This window comes from Arthrobacter burdickii (assembly GCF_030433645.1).
GTDB classification, from domain to species: Bacteria; Actinomycetota; Actinomycetes; order Actinomycetales; family Micrococcaceae; genus Arthrobacter_D; species Arthrobacter_D burdickii.
Map to the genome: position 1 here is coordinate 469,484 of NZ_JAROCG010000002.1, position 16,319 is coordinate 485,802.

General features: G+C 69.7%; 16 protein-coding genes. 5 read left to right on the forward strand and 11 right to left on the reverse strand.

Features of this window, described 5'->3' with window-relative positions:
* Window positions 1–51 precede the first annotated feature (51 nt).
* Window positions 52–813 carry a hypothetical protein gene (locus P5G52_RS16760; protein WP_301229640.1) on the reverse strand — a complete coding sequence of 254 codons (762 nt, stop codon included), beginning with the start codon at window positions 811–813 and terminating at the stop codon, window positions 52–54.
* Window positions 814–872: 59 nt separating this feature from the next.
* Between P5G52_RS16760 and P5G52_RS16765 the strand changes: the two genes are divergently transcribed.
* Window positions 873–1,379, forward strand: a complete 507-nt coding sequence (locus P5G52_RS16765) for a prepilin peptidase (protein WP_301229642.1) — start codon at window positions 873–875, stop codon at window positions 1,377–1,379.
* 5 nt (window positions 1,380–1,384) lie between these two features.
* Complete coding sequence (locus tag P5G52_RS16770; RefSeq protein WP_301229644.1) at window positions 1,385–1,855, forward strand: NUDIX hydrolase; 471 nt, start codon at window positions 1,385–1,387, stop codon at window positions 1,853–1,855.
* Between the two features lie 130 nt (window positions 1,856–1,985).
* On the opposite strand, the gene P5G52_RS16775 is transcribed toward P5G52_RS16770, so the two are convergent.
* The 5 genes from P5G52_RS16775 to P5G52_RS16795 form a co-directional block, all read right to left on the reverse strand.
* Window positions 1,986–3,707, reverse strand: coding sequence for an MDR family MFS transporter (locus P5G52_RS16775; protein ID WP_301229646.1), 1,722 nt, complete (start codon window positions 3,705–3,707; stop codon window positions 1,986–1,988).
* Window positions 3,704–4,375: a TetR/AcrR family transcriptional regulator gene (locus P5G52_RS16780; protein ID WP_435868715.1), complete on the reverse strand. Its 672-nt coding sequence runs from the start codon at window positions 4,373–4,375 to the stop codon at window positions 3,704–3,706. Before P5G52_RS16780 ends, P5G52_RS16775 begins: the two co-directional genes overlap by 4 nt.
* A gap of 109 nt (window positions 4,376–4,484) precedes the next feature.
* Window positions 4,485–5,960, reverse strand: coding sequence for a class II fumarate hydratase (locus P5G52_RS16785; RefSeq protein WP_301229650.1), 1,476 nt, complete (start codon window positions 5,958–5,960; stop codon window positions 4,485–4,487).
* Between the two features lie 22 nt (window positions 5,961–5,982).
* Window positions 5,983–6,597: a carbonic anhydrase gene (locus P5G52_RS16790; RefSeq protein WP_301229652.1), complete on the reverse strand. Its 615-nt coding sequence runs from the start codon at window positions 6,595–6,597 to the stop codon at window positions 5,983–5,985.
* A 29-nt stretch (window positions 6,598–6,626) separates the two neighbouring features.
* Window positions 6,627–7,373 (reverse strand): DUF4245 domain-containing protein, encoded by a 747-nt coding sequence (locus tag P5G52_RS16795; protein ID WP_301229654.1) that lies wholly within the window; start codon window positions 7,371–7,373, stop codon window positions 6,627–6,629.
* A 153-nt stretch (window positions 7,374–7,526) separates the two neighbouring features.
* Between P5G52_RS16795 and glpX the strand changes: the two genes are divergently transcribed.
* Both glpX and P5G52_RS16805 read left to right on the forward strand, forming a co-directional pair.
* The gene (glpX, locus tag P5G52_RS16800) at window positions 7,527–8,579 is read left to right on the forward strand and encodes a class II fructose-bisphosphatase (RefSeq protein WP_301229656.1); all 1,053 of its coding nucleotides are present in this window, start codon (window positions 7,527–7,529) and stop codon (window positions 8,577–8,579) included.
* Window positions 8,580–8,659: 80 nt separating this feature from the next.
* On the forward strand, window positions 8,660–9,703 hold the full coding sequence (locus P5G52_RS16805; RefSeq protein ID WP_301229658.1) for a lipid II:glycine glycyltransferase FemX: 1,044 nt from the start codon (window positions 8,660–8,662) through the stop codon (window positions 9,701–9,703).
* Here the strand turns inward: P5G52_RS16805 and manA are convergent.
* From manA to P5G52_RS16825, 4 genes are all read right to left on the reverse strand, one after another.
* Window positions 9,700–11,067 carry a mannose-6-phosphate isomerase, class I gene (manA, locus tag P5G52_RS16810; RefSeq protein WP_301229660.1) on the reverse strand — a complete coding sequence of 456 codons (1,368 nt, stop codon included), beginning with the start codon at window positions 11,065–11,067 and terminating at the stop codon, window positions 9,700–9,702. The genes P5G52_RS16805 and manA overlap by 4 nt on opposite strands.
* A gap of 49 nt (window positions 11,068–11,116) precedes the next feature.
* Entirely contained in the window at window positions 11,117–12,688 is a 1,572-nt protein-coding gene (locus P5G52_RS16815; protein WP_301229662.1) for an LCP family protein, read from the reverse strand.
* The gene (gene purE, locus P5G52_RS16820) at window positions 12,688–13,191 is read right to left on the reverse strand and encodes a 5-(carboxyamino)imidazole ribonucleotide mutase (protein WP_435868724.1); all 504 of its coding nucleotides are present in this window, start codon (window positions 13,189–13,191) and stop codon (window positions 12,688–12,690) included. Before purE ends, P5G52_RS16815 begins: the two co-directional genes overlap by 1 nt.
* A gap of 154 nt (window positions 13,192–13,345) precedes the next feature.
* The gene (locus P5G52_RS16825) at window positions 13,346–14,500 is read right to left on the reverse strand and encodes a 5-(carboxyamino)imidazole ribonucleotide synthase (RefSeq protein WP_301229666.1); all 1,155 of its coding nucleotides are present in this window, start codon (window positions 14,498–14,500) and stop codon (window positions 13,346–13,348) included.
* Window positions 14,501–14,810: 310 nt separating this feature from the next.
* Between P5G52_RS16825 and P5G52_RS16830 the strand changes: the two genes are divergently transcribed.
* Window positions 14,811–15,374 carry a GtrA family protein gene (locus tag P5G52_RS16830; protein ID WP_301230190.1) on the forward strand — a complete coding sequence of 188 codons (564 nt, stop codon included), beginning with the start codon at window positions 14,811–14,813 and terminating at the stop codon, window positions 15,372–15,374.
* On the opposite strand, the gene P5G52_RS16835 is transcribed toward P5G52_RS16830, so the two are convergent.
* Window positions 15,349–16,110 carry a TIGR03089 family protein gene (locus tag P5G52_RS16835; RefSeq protein WP_301229669.1) on the reverse strand — a complete coding sequence of 254 codons (762 nt, stop codon included), beginning with the start codon at window positions 16,108–16,110 and terminating at the stop codon, window positions 15,349–15,351. The two genes, P5G52_RS16830 and P5G52_RS16835, sit on opposite strands and share 26 nt — an antisense overlap.
* Between the last annotated feature and the right edge of the window lie 209 nt (window positions 16,111–16,319).

Here is a 16,319-nt window from a genome sequence, read left to right on the forward strand (position 1 = left end):
GGCGGGGCCCCCGGCTGTTCCGGTGGTCCTGGGTGGGAAGCACGGGAAGGGTCAGCCGACGACCCAGGGCACGTGCCTGCTGACGTCGCTCAGCTCCGGAGGAGCAGCCCGGAAGTAGTCATCGGTGAGGTACTCGTCCACGCCGAGGATGTGGAGGTCGTGCCCGGCACCCTGTGCGGGGCCGTCGAGGGCCGTCGTCGACACGCACACCGCGGTGCCGGTGTCGATGACCACGCGGGTCCGTCCCTCACCCACGAGCGGCCGGCCCGGCGCTGTGGGTTGATAGGACGCGTTGGGCCGGACGGTGGCGGCGAGGACGGGCCTGCCCGCGAACGCCTCCTCGGCGAGGTCCTCCACCTCGACGCGGTTCGCGCCGGGGAACACCATGGCGACCGGCGCATTGCCGGCGAGTTCCACGGGGTCGAGCATCGAGGACCAGCGCGGGTCGCCGAAGGCGGCCTCGCCGTAGGCCGCCTCGGGGCGCCGCCGGACGAGGCCGGCGTGGTCGTACACGGGGGTCACGAGCCGCGGAGGAAGGAGCCACGACTTCCGCGTCGCGCTCACGTACAGCGTGTCGCGGGAGGTCTCGGTGCCCGTCGTCGAGTGGAGCAGCGAGCCGTCCGCCGCCTCCACGCGCAGCGCCGCGGGCCTGCGCAGCCATGCCTTGAGGGGTGGCGGCGTATCGATGCCCTGGCTCGACGGCGCACGCCAGGTGATGGTGAACCGCAGGGTCTCCCAGCGCCAGGGGGAGGAGCGGCAGAGGGAGCGGAAGGTCTCCTCGGAACTGGTACCGGAACTGTTCTGGGCCGCCATTTCCACAGTGTAACCGGACCCCTGTCGCGGCATCAGGGCCGTCGCGTACCGTGGGCCGCGTGATCCCCGTCCTCGCCGGGTACCGGGGCGAAGAGCCCTTCGCCTTCGTCCTCCTCGCCGTCGCGCTCGCCGCTTTCGTCGTGGTCGGCGTGCGGTTGGGCCTGGTCGACTGGCGGACGCACCGGCTGCCCGACCGCATCGTCCTCCCGTCCTACCCCGCCGCCATCCTCCTACTCGGCGCCGCGGCCGGTGCCGCAGGGGAGTGGTACCGCATCGGAGGGATGCTCGCCGGGGGTGCACTCCTGGGGGCGGGCTTCGCGGGACTGCACCTGCTGCACCGGCGTGGACTGGGCTTCGGCGACGTCAAGCTCGCCGGACTGCTCGGCCTCTACCTCGGCTTCGCCGGCTGGCCGGAGGTGTGGTGGGGGCCTTTCCTCGCCGTCGTGCTGGGTGGTCTCTGGAGTCTGGCGCTCGTCACCGCACGCCGGGCAACACTCCGCTCCTCGGTCGCATTCGGGCCCTTCCTCATCGCCGGAACCGCACTGGCCCTTGCTGTACTAGGGTGAAAACCATGCCCACCCCGGAGTTCGTCGTCGCCCTGCGCCGCAAGATCGGCCACGATCCGCTCTGGCTCCCCGGCGTCGGGGGCGTGGTGTTCAACGACGAGGGGCAGGTGCTCCTCGGGCAGCGCTCGGACAACGGCCGATGGACCATCATCACGGGAATGGTCGATCCCGGTGAGGAACCCGCCGAGGCGCTGCGGCGGGAGATCCTGGAGGAGACCGGCGTCATCGTCGAGGTCGAGTATCTGCTCGACACGTCGGTCGTGGGCCCGATCACCTATCCGAACGGCGACGTGTGCACCTTCCTCACCCTCGACTTCCGGTGCCGCTGGATCAGCGGGACTGCTCGCGTGAACGACGACGAGTCCCTCGACGTCCGCTGGTTCCCGCTGGACGACCTCCCGGAGCTCAACGCGCGGCACCTCCGGCTGGTGCAGGGCGCGGGCGGCTTCGACGGCGTCACCCGCTTCGTCAGCTGACCGCCGCGCCCTCTTCCTAAACGCTCCCGGAACGCCCCCGGAACGTTCCCAGAATGCGGCCGGCCCGGCAGTCGGAGGACTGCCGGGCCGGAACTTCTCCGCTACGGACCAGGGAACCGCGGGCTGCGGCTCAGGCGTCGGAACGTCCCGCGGTCCCGCTTCCGGACGTGGTGCGGGAGCCCGCTGGTTCTCCCTGCAGGGAGGAGGCATCGGCCTGGTCGCCCTGTCCTCCGCCGGCTCCTCCGCCGGCCGACGCCGCGAGGCGCTCGCGCTCCAGCCGGACCGCTTCCTCGCCGCCGATCGCCTCGCCGCGCGCCACCATCCCGGCCGTATCGGACAGCGGGATCTCCCGCAGCAGGAGCGCGAGGATCAGGGCGAGAACGAGGAACGGCACCAGGTACAGGAAGACCGGTGCGAGCGACTCGGCATAGTCGCTCACGACGGCGTCGCGCACCTGGTCCGGCAGGGCGTTCAGGGCGGCCGGATCGAGCCTGGACGTCGCCTGCCCTGCCGCTTCCGGGCTGGCGCCGAAGGAGGCGAACGTCGCGTTCAGCCGCTCCGAGAGGCGGCTCGTGAAGATGGCACCGAAGACGGCGACGCCGAGGGACGCGCCCACCTCGCGGAAGTAGTTGTTGGTGCTGGTCGCGACGCCCACCATGGTCGGGGCCACCGAGTTCTGCACCACGAGCACGATGACCTGCATGATGAGTCCGAGGCCCGCGCCGAAGAAGAAGAGCATGGTGCAGATGACCCAGATGGGTGTGGTCGCGGCCAGGGTGGACATCCAGAGCAGTGTCGCGAGCGTCAGCGAGACGCCGATGATCGGGTACTTGCGGTACCGGCCGGTGCGCGAGATGGCGATGCCGGAGAAGATCGAGGTGCCCATGAGGCCCACGATCATCGGGACGAGGAGCAGGCCGGACACCGCGGCCGAGGTGCCCGACGCCATCTGCAGGAAGGTGGGCATGAAGGCCAGTGCGGCGAACATGCCGAGGCCCAGCGTGAGGCCAATGCCGGTGCTGGTGACGAAGGTCCGGTTGCGGAAGAGTTCGAGCGGAATGATGGGATCCTCCGCGCGGCGCTCCACCAGGACGAAGGCGATGCCGGCGAGGACCATGCCCGCGCCGAAGGTCCAGGTGAGCGGCGAGGTCCAGCCCTCGGCCGCGTCGCCACCGAAGTCCGTGAAGAAGATCAGGCAGGTCGTGGCGATGGACAGCAGCACGACGCCGGGGATGTCGATGCGCCGGGTGGCCTTCTTGGAGGGGAGCCGCAGCGTGAACCACGCGATCGTGAAGGCCGCGATGCCGACGGGGATATTGATGTAGAAGGCCCAGTTCCAGGTCAGGTGGTCCACGAAGTAGCCGCCGAGGAGGGGGCCGGCGACGGCGCTGAGGCCGAAGATGCCGCCGAGGGGGCCCATGTACTTGCCGCGCTCGTTGGCCGGCACGATGTCGGCGATGATCGCCTGGGACAGGATCATCAGGCCGCCGCCGCCCAGGCCCTGGATGGCGCGGAAGACCACGAAGGCCCAGAAGTCGGTGGCGAAGGCGCACCCGATGGAGGCGACCGTGAAGAGCGCGATCGCGAAGAGGAACAGGTTCCGGCGTCCGAGGACGTCGCCGAACTTGCCGTAGATCGGCATCACGATCGTCGTGGCGAGCAGGTACGCCGTCGTGATCCAGGTCTGGTGCTCGACGCCGCCGAGCTGGCCCACGATGGTGGGCATCGCCGTGGAGACGATCGTCTGGTCGAGGCTGGAGAGCAGCATCCCGGCGATGAGCGCCGAGAAGATGATCCAGATGCGCCTCTGGGTCAGGAGGAGCGGGCCGTCCGGCGCCGTCTTTGTGCTCATGCTGGTTCCTGGTTCTGGGAGGGTCGGTCGGAGAGGACCTGGGGAGCGGAGGAGGTGAAGAGGGAGTGCAGGGCATCCAGGTTGCGGCGGAAGACCTCTGCGTAGCTCAGGTCGTTGCCCTCGGCGAAGAACTCGTCCAGTGACCGGCGGAAGAGCTCTCCGAAGACGTGGACGGCGACCCGGGCGGTGGGGTGCCCCGGGGGCAGGCCTTCCCGCGTGGTGATGAGGTCGGTCAGGAGCTGGGACTTCGACTCGGCCTTCGCGAACATCCGGGCCAGGAGCTGCGGCTCCCGGTGGAGGACGGCGGACATCGTCTCGTACTCCTCACGGGAGATGCCGATCCTGTTGCCGAACTCGGCGAACAGGGTGGCGAGCGCGTCGAGGAGGGGGCGGGGCGAGTCTCCCCGGCCTGATGCGACGAAGTCGGAGAGCAGTTGCTCCGGAAGTCCCTCGTCGGAGGAGCCGAGGACGGCGTCCTCCTTGGAGGGGAAGTAGTTGAAGAACGTCCGGCGGGAGATGCCGACCTCGTCGCACAGCTGCTCGACCGTGAATCCGCTGAGACCGTGGTCGAGCGTCAGCCGCCGGGCGGTGGAGACGAGGGAGGCCCTGGTCTGTCGGCGCTTGCGCTCCCGCAGCCCGAGCTCACCTTTTGTTGCACTTATCGTCACGGAGTACATATTTGCACCGAACGTCCGATAGTGCAAATTCCCTGCCACGGGGCGGAAAAAGGAGGGCGCACCCCGTGGTGCGCCCTCCCCGAACCGGTGTCCGCTGCGGTCAGGCCTGCGGCGGCCGCGTCATCGACAGGACGTCGAGGGCGGAGGCCAGCTGCTCCTCGGTGAGTTCACCGCGCTCCACGAAGCCGAGCGCGACGACGGCTTCGCGGACGGTGAGGCCCTCGGCGACGGCCTTCTTCGCGATCTTGGCCGCGTTCTCGTAGCCGATGTACTTGTTCAGCGGCGTCACGATCGAGGGGGAGGCCTCCGCCAGGAAGCGCGCACGCTCGACGTTGGCGGTGATCCCGTCGATCATGCGGTCGGCCGAGACCCGCGTCGAGTTGCTGAGCAGGCGGATGGACTCGAGCACGTTGCGGGCGATCACGGGGATGCCGACGTTCAGCTCGAAGGCGCCGTTCGTCCCCGACCAGGCCACCGTGGCGTCGTTGCCGACCACCTGGGCGCAGACCATGAGGACGGCTTCGGCGATGACCGGGTTGACCTTGCCGGGCATGATCGACGAGCCGGGCTGCAGGTCGGGGAGTGCGATCTCGCCCAGGCCGGTGTTGGGGCCGGACCCGAGCCAGCGGAGGTCGTTGTGGATCTTGGTGAGGGAGACGGCGATGGTGCGCAGCATGCCCGAGACCTCGACGAGGGCGTCGCGGTTGGCCTGGGCCTCGAAGTGGTCGCGTGCCTCGGTGAGGGGGAGCCCGGTGTCCTCGGCGAGGAGCTCGATGACGCGTGCCGAGAAGCCGGCCGGAGTGTTGATGCCGGTGCCGACGGCCGTGCCGCCCAGGGGGACCTCCGCGACGCGGGGCAGCGACGCCTCGATGCGCTCGATGCCGTAGCGGACCTGCGCCGCGTAGCCGCCGAACTCCTGGCCGAGTGTGACCGGTGTGGCGTCCATGAGGTGCGTGCGGCCGGACTTCACCACGGTGCTGAATTCCTCCGCCTTGCGCTCCAAGGCCTCCGCGAGGTGTGCCAGGGCCGGGATGAGGTCCTTGACGAGTGCGGACGTCGCCGCCACGTGGACGGACGTCGGGAAGACGTCGTTGGACGACTGCGACGCATTGACGTGGTCGTTGGGGTGGACCGAGGTCGAGCTGCCGGCGGCTTCGAGCGCCCGGCTGGCGAGGGTCGCGATGACCTCGTTGGCGTTCATGTTCGAGGACGTCCCCGAGCCGGTCTGGTAGATGTCCACGGGGAAGTCGCCGTCGTACCGGCCGGAGGCGACGTCCTCGGCTGCCGCCTCGATGGCCCGCGCACGCTCTTCGTCGAGCACGCCGAGTTCGGCGTTGGCCGTGGCGGCGGCCTTCTTGATGCGGGCGAGCGCCTCGATGTGCGCGCGCTCGAGGGTGGTGCCGGAGATCGGGAAGTTCTCGACGGCACGCTGCGTCTGGGCCCGGTACAGGGCGTTGACCGGGACGCGCACCTCGCCCATGGTGTCGTGTTCGATGCGGTACTCCGCATCCTCCGTGCCGGGCGTCGCGCCGGTCGTGGAGCTGGATTCAGGGCTGGCTGCAGGCGTTGGAGTCATGCGGCAATTCTCACCGCTGGCGCTACAGTGCGCCAAATCCTGACACGAGCACGGCCTTGCCCTCGTCCAGGCGGTAGGAGACGCCGATGACGGCGACGGAACCGTTCTCCACGGCCTCCGCGATCACCCGCGAGCTGTCGACGAGCCGCCCCGAGGTCTGCTTCGTGTGCTCGATGACGGTGGTGTTGATGTCGGTGATGCCGGCCCTGCGCGCGGTGAGGACCGACGGCGTGATGCGCTCCACCAGGTCACGGATGAACCCGACGGGCATCTCCCCGGTCTCGACGGCGTTGACGGTCGCGGTGACCGCCCCGCAGCTGTCGTGTCCGAGGATCACGATCAGCGGCACGCCCAGGACGCTGACGCTGTACTCGAGCGAGCCGAGGACGGCGTCGTCGATCACCTGGCCGGCCGTCCGCACCACGAAGACGTCGCCGAGGCCGAGATCGAAGATGATCTCCGCCGCCAGGCGCGAATCCGAGCAGCCGAAGATGACGGCGAACGGGTTCTGGTTGTTCACGAGCGCGGTCCGGCGGGATGCATCCTGGTTGGGATGTGAGACGTCGGAGGCGACGAACCGGGCGTTGCCCTCCTGGAGCCGGCGCCATGCCGCGGCTGGAGTCAGTTGCTGTGTCACGCCGACCACTGTACTGGGCCCGGCCGTCCTCATCCGTCCGTGTCGGAAGATGACAGGCGCTCGGCCTCGTCGGCGGCATTCTGCCGTACGTCCTCGATGACGGCTGCGCCCATGGTGTCGAACTCGGTGAGGGAGGCCTCCCCGTTCAGGATCACGGTCGCGCCGTCGACGTCGGACGTCAGCACCGTGTCACCGTTCGGCGCGTCCAGGAGTTCCCACTCCAGGCCGCCGATGGTCCGTGTGCCGGACACCTGCGCATCGCCGATCCGCTGGGCCACCCAGGTGGGATTGGCGTCGTCAGTCTGCGTGAGCTGGATGAAGCCGCTGTCCGAGGTGAGGAACCCGACCTCCCAGAAATCCACGCTGTCGCTGCGGCCGGTGACCCAGCGGGCGAAGTTGGAGGACCAGCCCTCGGGAAGGCCCGGTGACGCCGGAAGGTAGCCGGCGTCGCCCGCGGCCTGGCGTGCCACGGTCTCGACATCGATGTCGCGCTTGTACGTCTCGGCGGTGTAGGTGGGGTTCAGGAAGTAGACGGGCAGGACGACGGCGATGGTCGCCCCGGTGGCGATTAGCATCCCGCGGGCCGTCGAGCTGGCACGCTTCGCCTGGCTCGCCGTGAGCGTGATGGGAGGCGCGTCGTCGTCCAGGTCGTCGTCCCGGTCGGCGTCGGGACGGGGGCTTCCGGCCGGCCGTTCGACGGCTCGTCCGCCCGCATGCTGCACGCCGGAGCCTGCCTCGGTTCCCGGGGTCGCCCGCTCTTCGCCTGAATTGCTCACCCCTCCATTTTCGCTGATGCCGGCCGCGCCACCTAACCGGAAGGGGCTTCATCGGCGGGCACGTATGCAGCATCACAGGGACGCCGGCGCCCAGCCCGCTTATGATGACAGCACGGACAGGCACGCCCGCGCAGTGCCTGAACACCTTCGACGATGAGGATAGACGTGTCCCAGAACGCTAAGAATGCCCAGTACTCGACACTGTCACCGGCTCTGGCCGTCGGGGATGACGAGCCGGACCGGAACCTCGCGCTGGAACTCGTCCGCGTCACGGAGGCCGCGGCCATCGCCGGCGGCCACTGGGTCGGCTTCGGCGACAAGAACCTGGCCGACGGCGCCGCCGTGGACGCCATGCGCTCGCTCCTGCAGACCGTGCACTTCAACGGTGTCGTGGTGATCGGTGAGGGCGAGAAGGACGAGGCGCCGATGCTGTTCAACGGTGAGCGTGTGGGAGATGGCAGCGGACCCGAGTGCGACGTCGCCGTCGACCCGATCGACGGGACCCGCCTGACCGCCCTGGGCATCAACAACGCCCTCGCCGTCCTCGCGGTCGCCGAGCGCGGTTCGATGTTCGACCCGTCCGCGGTGTTCTACATGGAGAAGCTCGTCACCGGCCCCGAGGCCGCCGACATGGTGGACCTGCGCCTGCCGGTGAAGCAGAACCTGCACCTCATCGCGAAGGCCAACAGCAAGAAGGTCAGCCAGCTCAACGTCATGATCCTGGACCGCGACCGGCACAAGCCGCTCGTGGAGGAGATCCGCGCGGCCGGCGCGCGCACGAAGTTCATCATGGACGGCGACGTCGCCGGAGCGATCGCGGCAGCCCGTGAGGGCACCGACGTCGACGCCCTCATGGGCATCGGCGGCACGCCCGAGGGCATCGTCGCAGCCTGCGCCATCAAGTCCCTGGGCGGCGTCATCCAGGGCAGGCTCTGGCCCACGAGCGACGAGGAGAAGCAGAAGGCCCTCGACGCCGGCCACGACCTGGACCGTGTGCTGTCGACCAACGACCTCGTCACGAGCGACAACTGCTACTTCGCGGCGACCGGCATCACCGACGGCGACCTGCTGCGCGGGGTGCGCTACAGCAAGGACAAGGTCCTCACCCAGTCCATGGTCATGCGCTCCAAGTCCGGCACCATCCGGGTCGTCGACGGCGAGCACCAGGCCCACAAGTGGGAGACCTACGCCCGCATCAAGGAGTAATCAAGGAGTAGGAGCACACCGGGGGAGTGCGGCGCACCGGCCGGGCACGGACAGGCGGTGCGCCCCTATAGGCTGGTCGAATGACCCTTTCCGTATCGCCCTGCTTCGACCGTGCCCTGTGGGACACCACCGTCAACCAGCTGGGAGGCCATCCCCAGCAACTGTGGGGATGGGGCGAGACGAAGGCGGCGCACGGGTGGAGCGCCGACCGCGTGATCGTCGCCGAGGACGGCGTGGTCGTCGGCGCGGCGCAGATCGTCTGCAGGCCCCTGCCGCTTCCGCTGCGGAACCTGGCCTACATCCCCCGTGGTCCCCAGACTGCCCCGGGACGCGAGATCGAGGTCCTCGAGGCCGTCGCGGGCTACGTCCGCGCCGCCCACCGCTCGGTCGCACTGTCCATCGAACCGGACTGGGACGCCGCAAGCGACGCCGTCCGTGCGCTGCCCGCCGCCGGATGGCAGGCGAGCACGAACACCATCCTCATCGGACGGACGCTCATCCTGGACCTGAGCCGGTCGGAGGACGATCTGCTGGCCGACATGACCAAGAAGCACCGCCAGTACATCCGGAAGTCCGGGCGGGAGGGCCTCGAGATCCGGCGGGTCGTCCGGAGCGAGATCGGCGCGTGCCTCGACGTCTACCGGCTGACGGCGGAGCGTGCCGGGTTCGGCATCCACGAGGACTCCTACTACTTCGACATCTTCGACAACCTCGGTGACGCCTCGCCGGTGTATGCGGCGTTCTCCGGGGACGACGTCGTCGCCTTCCTGTGGCTGTCGACGACGGACACCACGTCCTTCGAGCTCTACGGAGGCATGACGGACGAGGGCGAGCGCCTCCGTGCGAACTACGCCCTCAAGTGGTTCGCGATCTCCGAGATGAAGGCGCGCGGCGTGGTGCGCTACGACTTCAACGGACTGCTCAACGACGGCGTCTCCCGCTTCAAGATGGGCTGGGCGAAGCACGAGGACCAGCTCGCAGGCACCTGGGACCTGCCGCTCTCGCCGTTCTACCCGCTGTTCAGCCGGGCCCTGCCGCTCGCGAAGCGCAGCATGCAGGTGGCGCGCAGGCAGGCCGGACGGGTCCTCGGCGCGGTGCGGCAGGCGCGGGCGAGCCGCCCCTAGAGCGCCGGTGCCCCGCCGCCGGTCGTGACGGCGAAGGCCAGCACGGGGCCGTCCGTCGCGCCGTGCTCGTCCACGGCCGGACGCACGACGAGCGGCGCCTCCGAGGCAGCGACGAAGGCGCTGCCTCCGCGGGGAACCTCGAGGGTCGAGTTGGGGGTGTCGAGCAGGATCGGCCCGCTGACCGCCAGGACCAGCACGGGACCGTTCTGCAGCACGGGGACGTGCGCCGGCGTGAGGCTCTCGCCCGCCGGCAGCGGGCTGTCCTCGTGGCCGTTGTCCGCGCCGTCCGCCGGTTCGCCCTGCGGTCCCGCCGCAGGGTCGCCCAGGACGATCCGCTGGAGCTGGAACTCCTCGAACGGCGGGCGGTACAGCTCCTGGTCGAGGAGCGTGTACTCGGGCGCGAGCGCGGGCGGAGCGATGGGCTCGAAGACCACGGTGGAGAGCAACTCGGCCGTGTCGACGTGCTTCGGCGTCAGGCCGCCACGCAGCACGTTGTCCGACGACGCCATGACCTCGATCCCCAGGCCCTGGAGGTAGGCGTGGATGTTCCCGGCGGGCAGGTAGAGGGCTTCCCCGGGCCGGAGCGAGACGCGGTTGAGCAGCAGCGCGACGAGCACCCCCGGGTCGCCCGGGTACTGCGCGGACAGCTCGGCGACGGTCGCGAGATCGGCGGCCACGGCGTCCGCCTCCTCGGCGCTGGTGGCCTGGGCCGGGCCCGTTGCGCCGGCGGCGGCTGCCACCACGGCGTCGACGGCCTCCGGCGCTGCCTCGAGCAGCAGGGTGAACGCCGACCGCAGCGCCGAGTCCGCGCCGGACGACAGCTGGGCGGCGACGGAGTCGAGGAGTTCATGCGTCCAGGAGCCGGGCTCGACGGCGGACGCGAGGGCCGTGAAGGTACGCAGAGCCTCCGGCAACGGCCGGAATCCGCACAGCGCCTCGAACGGGGTGAGCGCGTAGATCATCTCGGGCTTGTGGTTCCGGTCCCGGTAGTTGCGGTGCGGTGCATCCCGCGGGACACCGGCAGCCTCCTCGGCGTCGTACCCGGCGGCAGCCTGTTCCAGGCTCGGATGCACCTGGAGGGACAGGGCCGAGCCTGCGGCGAGGACCTTCAGGAGGAAGGGGAGGCGGCCGTCGAAGCGCGCTGACGTGGCCTCGCCGAGAAGCCCCTCGGGGTCCTCGGCGATCAGGTCCGCGAGGCTGCGCCGGCCGCCGCCCGGCTGAACGGCCTGCGAGGGCGAGTCGGGGTGGGCGCCGACCCACAGCTCGGCCTCGGGTCCGCCGGACGGCTCCCGGCCGAGCAGGTCGGCGATGGCGCGTTCCGACCCCCACGCGTAGGGGCGGAGGGTGTTGTCCAGGAGGTACATCGTCGGATCCTTCGGCTGGGAGGTCGTCGGGCTTGCAGTCCGGGCGGGGTCAGGCGGGGGAGCACTCCCCGTTGTTCGCCAGCAGTTCACCGAGGGTGGCGTCGTCACCGATGGTGGCGAGTTCCTGCAGGTATTCCTCGGTGATGCCGTCGTCCGTGGTCTCCGCCGGCAGTTCCTCCAGGAGAGCAGCACGGTCGAGCTGCAGCGGGCCCGCCGCGCCCGGTTCTGCAGCACCCTGCGCCAGGGTCTCCTGCACTCGGCTGTGGATGAGGTCGAAGTCGGGGTAGGTCACGAAGTTCTCCGCAGGCGTGCCGAAGTCCGGGGGGCCGATGGTCAGGCGACGGGTCTCCTGACCCTTCGCCTTCAGCCCGAGGTCCACGAAGCTCGCCAGCTGGTCCTGGGGGATGTCCGTCTCGACGATCTGGGTGCCGGCTGCCGCGATGGACTGGAACCGCGTCAGCACGGTGGCGGGATCGAGCTGGGCGATCATGGCCTGCTGGACGCACTGCTGGCGCGAGATGCGGTCGTAGTCGGTCACGAACTCCCGCGACCTCGCATACCAGAGGGCGTGGTAGCCATCGAGTGTCTGGACCCCCGGCTTGATCCACCCGTCGGGCGGAAAGTGACGGATGGGGTCCGAACCGGGGATCTCGCCGGCCGTGATCGGGACCCAGCCGCCTGCGTCGATCCTGATGCCGCCCATGGCGTCCACCAGCTGCTCGAAGCCGTTCATGTCGACGAGGAGGTAGGCCTGGACCTCGATCCCGAGGACGCCGCTCGCGGCGTCCATCATCGCCTCGGCGCCCGGATCCGCAGCGTCCGGGTACAGGTCGGCGTAGTTCTGGGTCACGTCGGTGTAGAGGCTGTTGATGATGCAGGGGTCTCCGCAGTTGTACCCGTCGGGGTAGGCCTCCCAGAGTGGGGAGTCGTCGGAGAACTGCGCGTTCTGGAAGTTGCGCGGGATGCTGAAGGTCACTGTCGAGCCCGTCTCGGCATCGACGCTGATGACCGAGATGCTGTCGGGCCGGCGGCCCGTGCGGTCCTCGCCGGCGTCCCCTCCCATGAGCAGGAAGTTGTAGCGTCCGTCCACGGGGTCGAATGCCGGTCCGGTCTGGAAGATCGATCCGACGGTCGACCGGCCGACCCCGAGCACGTAGGCACCGTAGGTCAGGGATCCGCTGGTGAGTGCCATGAGCAGGGCCAGGGTGCCGGCCACGAGGGGGCGTATGCCGCGGTCGAGCAGGGGCATCCTGATGAGGCGCAGGGTGTTGATGAACAGGAGGGCCCATCCCGCGGCCATGCCCAGCAGCGCGACGATCAGCAGGAGGGACCACCAGCGGTGGGTGACGACGCCGACGGCGAGGCTGCGGTCGGTCAGGGCGAGGACCAGCCCGAGGAGGACGAGCGCCCAGCAGGTGAAGGTGGTCCTCAGCGCCCGGCGGCCCAGCCGGCGGTCGCCGGCCACGACCTGCGCTGACCCCGGGAGGACGAGCGTCAGAGCGAGGAGGACGAAGGCGCGCTTGGTGCGGACCGGGGGCGATGCGGCCTCCGGGTACCTCACGGGATTGGTGAGGCCGGTCGTGCCCCCGCCATCCGTGTCCTGCACGCGCGTGCCGGTCATCATGAATTCTCGGCGGTCGACGCCGCGATGCGGTCGCGAAGGGCCGCGCCCTTGTTCTCCGCGGTCTCCCGGAGCGCGCCAGCGAACTCGACGAGCTGCCTGCGCAGTACCTGCGCCTGTTCGTCCGTGCCGGCCGCGAGCATCCGGACGGCAAGGAGGCCGGCGTTGCGGGCCCCGCCGATCGACACTGTAGCGACGGGAACGCCTGCCGGCATCTGCACGATCGACAGCAGGGAGTCCATGCCGTCGAGGTAGCGCAGGGGGACCGGCACGCCGATCACGGGAAGCGGAGTCACGGAGGCGAGCATGCCGGGCAGGTGTGCTGCTCCGCCTGCGCCGGCGATGATGACGCGCAGGCCCCGCTCGTGCGCGGTCCGGCCGTACTCGATCATGGCGGTGGGCATGCGGTGCGCGGAGACGACGTCGGCCTCATAGGGGATGGAGAACTCGGCCAGCGCCGCCGCTGCGGCCTCCATGACCGGCCAGTCCGAATCCGAGCCCATCACAAGGCCTACCTGAGCGTTCGTCACTGCATTCCTCCGGTTGATCCTTGGTAATCCTGCGTAATCCGGGCGATCCTCGTCCGGTGATCCGGGCCGGTGATCCGGGCCGGTGATCCGGGCCGGTGATCCCGGCCCGTCGGTCCTGGCCGGGTTGTCAGGCGCCGTCGCGGAGTATCGCGGCAACCCTCGTGGCCCTGGCGCGGACGGCCTCGAGCGGTTCCTCCGGGGCCGCCAGCGCATTGACGTGTCCGATCTTGCGGCCGGGACGCACGTCCTTGCCGTAGAAGTGCACTTTAGCCGATGGTCCTGAGGACAAAGCCGACTGGTACGCCGCATAGATGTCGGTGTTCGGTCCGCCGAGGATGTTCTTCATCACGGTGTGCCGGCCCACGGGGTCCGTCGCTCCCAGCGGCAGGTCGAGGACCGCGCGCAGGTGCTGCTCGAACTGGCCCGTCACGGCGCCGTCCATGGTCCAGTGGCCCGAGTTGTGGGGACGCATCGCGAGCTCGTTGACCAGGTACCCGGCACCGAGGCCGGGCGTCTCGAACAGTTCGACGGCCATGACGCCGGTGACATCGAGGCTCTCGGCGAGGCGGAGGGCGGCGGCGGTGACGGCAGCGGCCACGTCGTCGGGCAGTTCCGGTGCAGGTGCGATCACCTCGTCGCAGACGCTGTTCACCTGGATCGACTCGACGACCGGCCAGGTGACGGCTTCGCCGGACGGGCGGCGTGCCACCAGCACGGAGAGCTCCCGGCTGAACGGGACGAACTGCTCCACCAGCAGTTCTCCGCCCGTGAACCAGGACTCCGCGGCCGAAAGCCCCTCGGCGTCGCGCAGGACGAGGACTCCCTTGCCGTCGTACCCGCCGCGCGGGGTCTTTAGGACCACGGGCCATCCCGTCTCCGCCGCGAAGGCCTCGACGTCGGACGTGCCGCTGACGGCCCTCCACCGGGGATTCGGCAGGCCCAGCTCCTCCACGGCCCGTCGCATCACCAGTTTGTCCTGGGCATGGCGGAGCGCAGCCGGCGAGGGATGGATGGCGACGCCCTCGCGGGCGAGCTCGTCGAGGAGCTCGCCCGGTACGTGCTCGTGGTCGAAGGTCACAACATCGACCCCGGCGGCGAACGCCCGCAGGGTCTCGGGGTCCCGGTAGTCGCCGACGCTCGAGTGGGCCACGGCGGCCACCGCGGACACGTCGGGTCCCTCCGCGAGGACGTGGAGCGTGAGCCCGAGTTCGACTGCGGGACCGGCCATCATGCGCGCGAGTTGGCCGCCGCCGACCACACCTATTACTGGAAAAGTCACCATCACAGGGTACCCACCGAGCGGCCCGCTCCCGGCATCGCTCCCGGACCGCACCTCCTCCGGGCGGCCCCGCACCGGTCCGCTACCACGGATTCCCGGCGGACTCTCAGGCTGCCGGAGTCCGTTCGGCAACCCTGCCGCGGCACCCACACCGTAAAATAGGACGAAACACGCCATGCAAAGGTCAGCCGGGGTGGCTCGCTCTGCTGGCCCCTGTCGCGGTTAGTCCTGCAATCGCCGGGGTTTCCACCCCGGGATTCACGGCGTTCTCACCCAGACCGTGGAGGTTGTAGTGGCAGGACTCATGGATCGGATGCGGGGCCTCGCATCCCTCTTCTGGCGCGAAGTCGCGAAGTTCGGCGCGGTCGGCGGAGTGGCATTCGTCATAGACAACGGCCTGTACTGGTACCTGATCCACGGTCCCATGAGCGGTAGCGAGGTGAAGGCCCGCTTCGTCTCCGCCGGCGTCGCGACGATCTTCGCCTGGGTGGCGAACCGCTACTGGACCTTCCGGCACCGGCGGCAGCCCAACGCCGCCCGCGAGCTCGTCATGTTCATCTTCATCAACGTCATCGGCATGGGCATCGCCGCCGGCTGCGTCTGGGTCGCCAAGTACGTCTTCGACGTCACGGAGCCGAGTCCCCTCTTCCTTGTCGGTATCTTCGGCACCGCGCTCGCCACCCTGGTGCGCTTCGTGGCCTACCGCTTCTGGGTCTTCAGCGCCGAGCTCGACGCCGAGCCCGAGTTCAGCCGCGACCAGGAGATCATCCACCCGCGCGGCACGGAGTCGGGCGACCACCGGGTCGCCGCGGGCGAGCCGGCCGACCAGCCCGTCGAGGCGGGCGAGCCGGTCAGGCAGTCTCCAGCCGGCCCGTGACCCGTTCGCCGGCCAGCAGACGGTCGGTGACGGGGACGCCCTCTTCCACGAGGACGAGCGTGCCGTCCTGCTGCCACACGGTGAGGGCGGCAGCGAGCGCGCGGAGGAGGTCCGTTCCCGGTTCGAGGAGCAGCGTGGGAGCATCACCGGAGTCCCCGTCGGACGGCAGCGTCACGAGGCCCGTGAGGTCCTCGGCCGCCAGGGACCGGCCGCCGGTGTGGACGAGCGGTGCGTCGTCGGCGTGGGCGGGCTCTCCGAGGTAGACGTCGCCGTGGGAGCGGACCTCCGCCGCGAAGTCCACTGCACCGCGGGGCAGCGGACCATCCCACCGGAGCGCGAGGGACCCGAGAGCCACGCAGACGAGCAGGCGGGGTGGAGCGACGTCGGCACCCTCGCGCGATGACAGCACGATGTCGGGCCCCTGCAAGTGACCGGGGGAAGCCGGGGAAGCAGGGTCGGGGAGGACTCCGTCCTGCAGAACGGTGACGGCGCCGACCTGCCAGCATGCAAAAGCGAGCGCCACGGACTTCCAGTGCACGGGGAGGTCGAACTCGACGAGGGTGCCATCGGCCGCGTCGAGTTCGTCCACGAGGAGGTTCGAACTCTTGGCCACCCAGTTGTCGAACACGCGCCCCGAGAGCTCGATCCGGCCGTCCCGGCCGTGCCAGACGAGGCGGGGCGAGGAGGGATTCACGGACCTCAGCCTGGCCAGGATCCCTGCAGGTGTCTGTGGCATGATGGCCCTTCCGTTTTGGGTGACGAGACTACTTGGATTCGCCGCCAAAAGCAGGTAGTCGAACAGGTAGTCAAATCGGCGTGGCGCCCGTGAATGTCTGCTTCCGAGTCTATAAGATTCCCTCCCCGCTTGACGGGTCGGACTTACACACGTGTAATTAGCTCATCGGATTTGTTCCAGCAGCGGGGCGCGAGGGTCGACCCATGCTG

What these genes read in the sequence shown, in the direction of transcription:
- P5G52_RS16760 (WP_301229640.1), bottom strand. Translation starts at nt 813, where the DNA reads ATGGCGGCCCAGAACAGTTCCGGTACCAGTTCCGAGGAGACCTTCCGC.
- P5G52_RS16770 (WP_301229644.1), top strand. Translation starts at nt 1,385, where the DNA reads ATGCCCACCCCGGAGTTCGTCGTCGCCCTGCGCCGCAAGATCGGCCAC.
- P5G52_RS16775 (WP_301229646.1), bottom strand. Translation starts at nt 3,707, where the DNA reads ATGAGCACAAAGACGGCGCCGGACGGCCCGCTCCTCCTGACCCAGAGG.
- P5G52_RS16785 (WP_301229650.1), bottom strand. Translation starts at nt 5,960, where the DNA reads ATGACTCCAACGCCTGCAGCCAGCCCTGAATCCAGCTCCACGACCGGC.
- glpX (WP_301229656.1), top strand. Translation starts at nt 7,527, where the DNA reads ATGAGGATAGACGTGTCCCAGAACGCTAAGAATGCCCAGTACTCGACA.
- P5G52_RS16805 (WP_301229658.1), top strand. Translation starts at nt 8,660, where the DNA reads ATGACCCTTTCCGTATCGCCCTGCTTCGACCGTGCCCTGTGGGACACC.
- manA (WP_301229660.1), bottom strand. Translation starts at nt 11,067, where the DNA reads ATGTACCTCCTGGACAACACCCTCCGCCCCTACGCGTGGGGGTCGGAA.
- P5G52_RS16815 (WP_301229662.1), bottom strand. Translation starts at nt 12,688, where the DNA reads ATGACCGGCACGCGCGTGCAGGACACGGATGGCGGGGGCACGACCGGC.
- purE (WP_435868724.1), bottom strand. Translation starts at nt 13,191, where the DNA reads ATGGGCTCGGATTCGGACTGGCCGGTCATGGAGGCCGCAGCGGCGGCG.
- P5G52_RS16825 (WP_301229666.1), bottom strand. Translation starts at nt 14,500, where the DNA reads ATGGTGACTTTTCCAGTAATAGGTGTGGTCGGCGGCGGCCAACTCGCG.
- P5G52_RS16830 (WP_301230190.1), top strand. Translation starts at nt 14,811, where the DNA reads ATGCGGGGCCTCGCATCCCTCTTCTGGCGCGAAGTCGCGAAGTTCGGC.
- P5G52_RS16835 (WP_301229669.1), bottom strand. Translation starts at nt 16,110, where the DNA reads ATGCCACAGACACCTGCAGGGATCCTGGCCAGGCTGAGGTCCGTGAAT.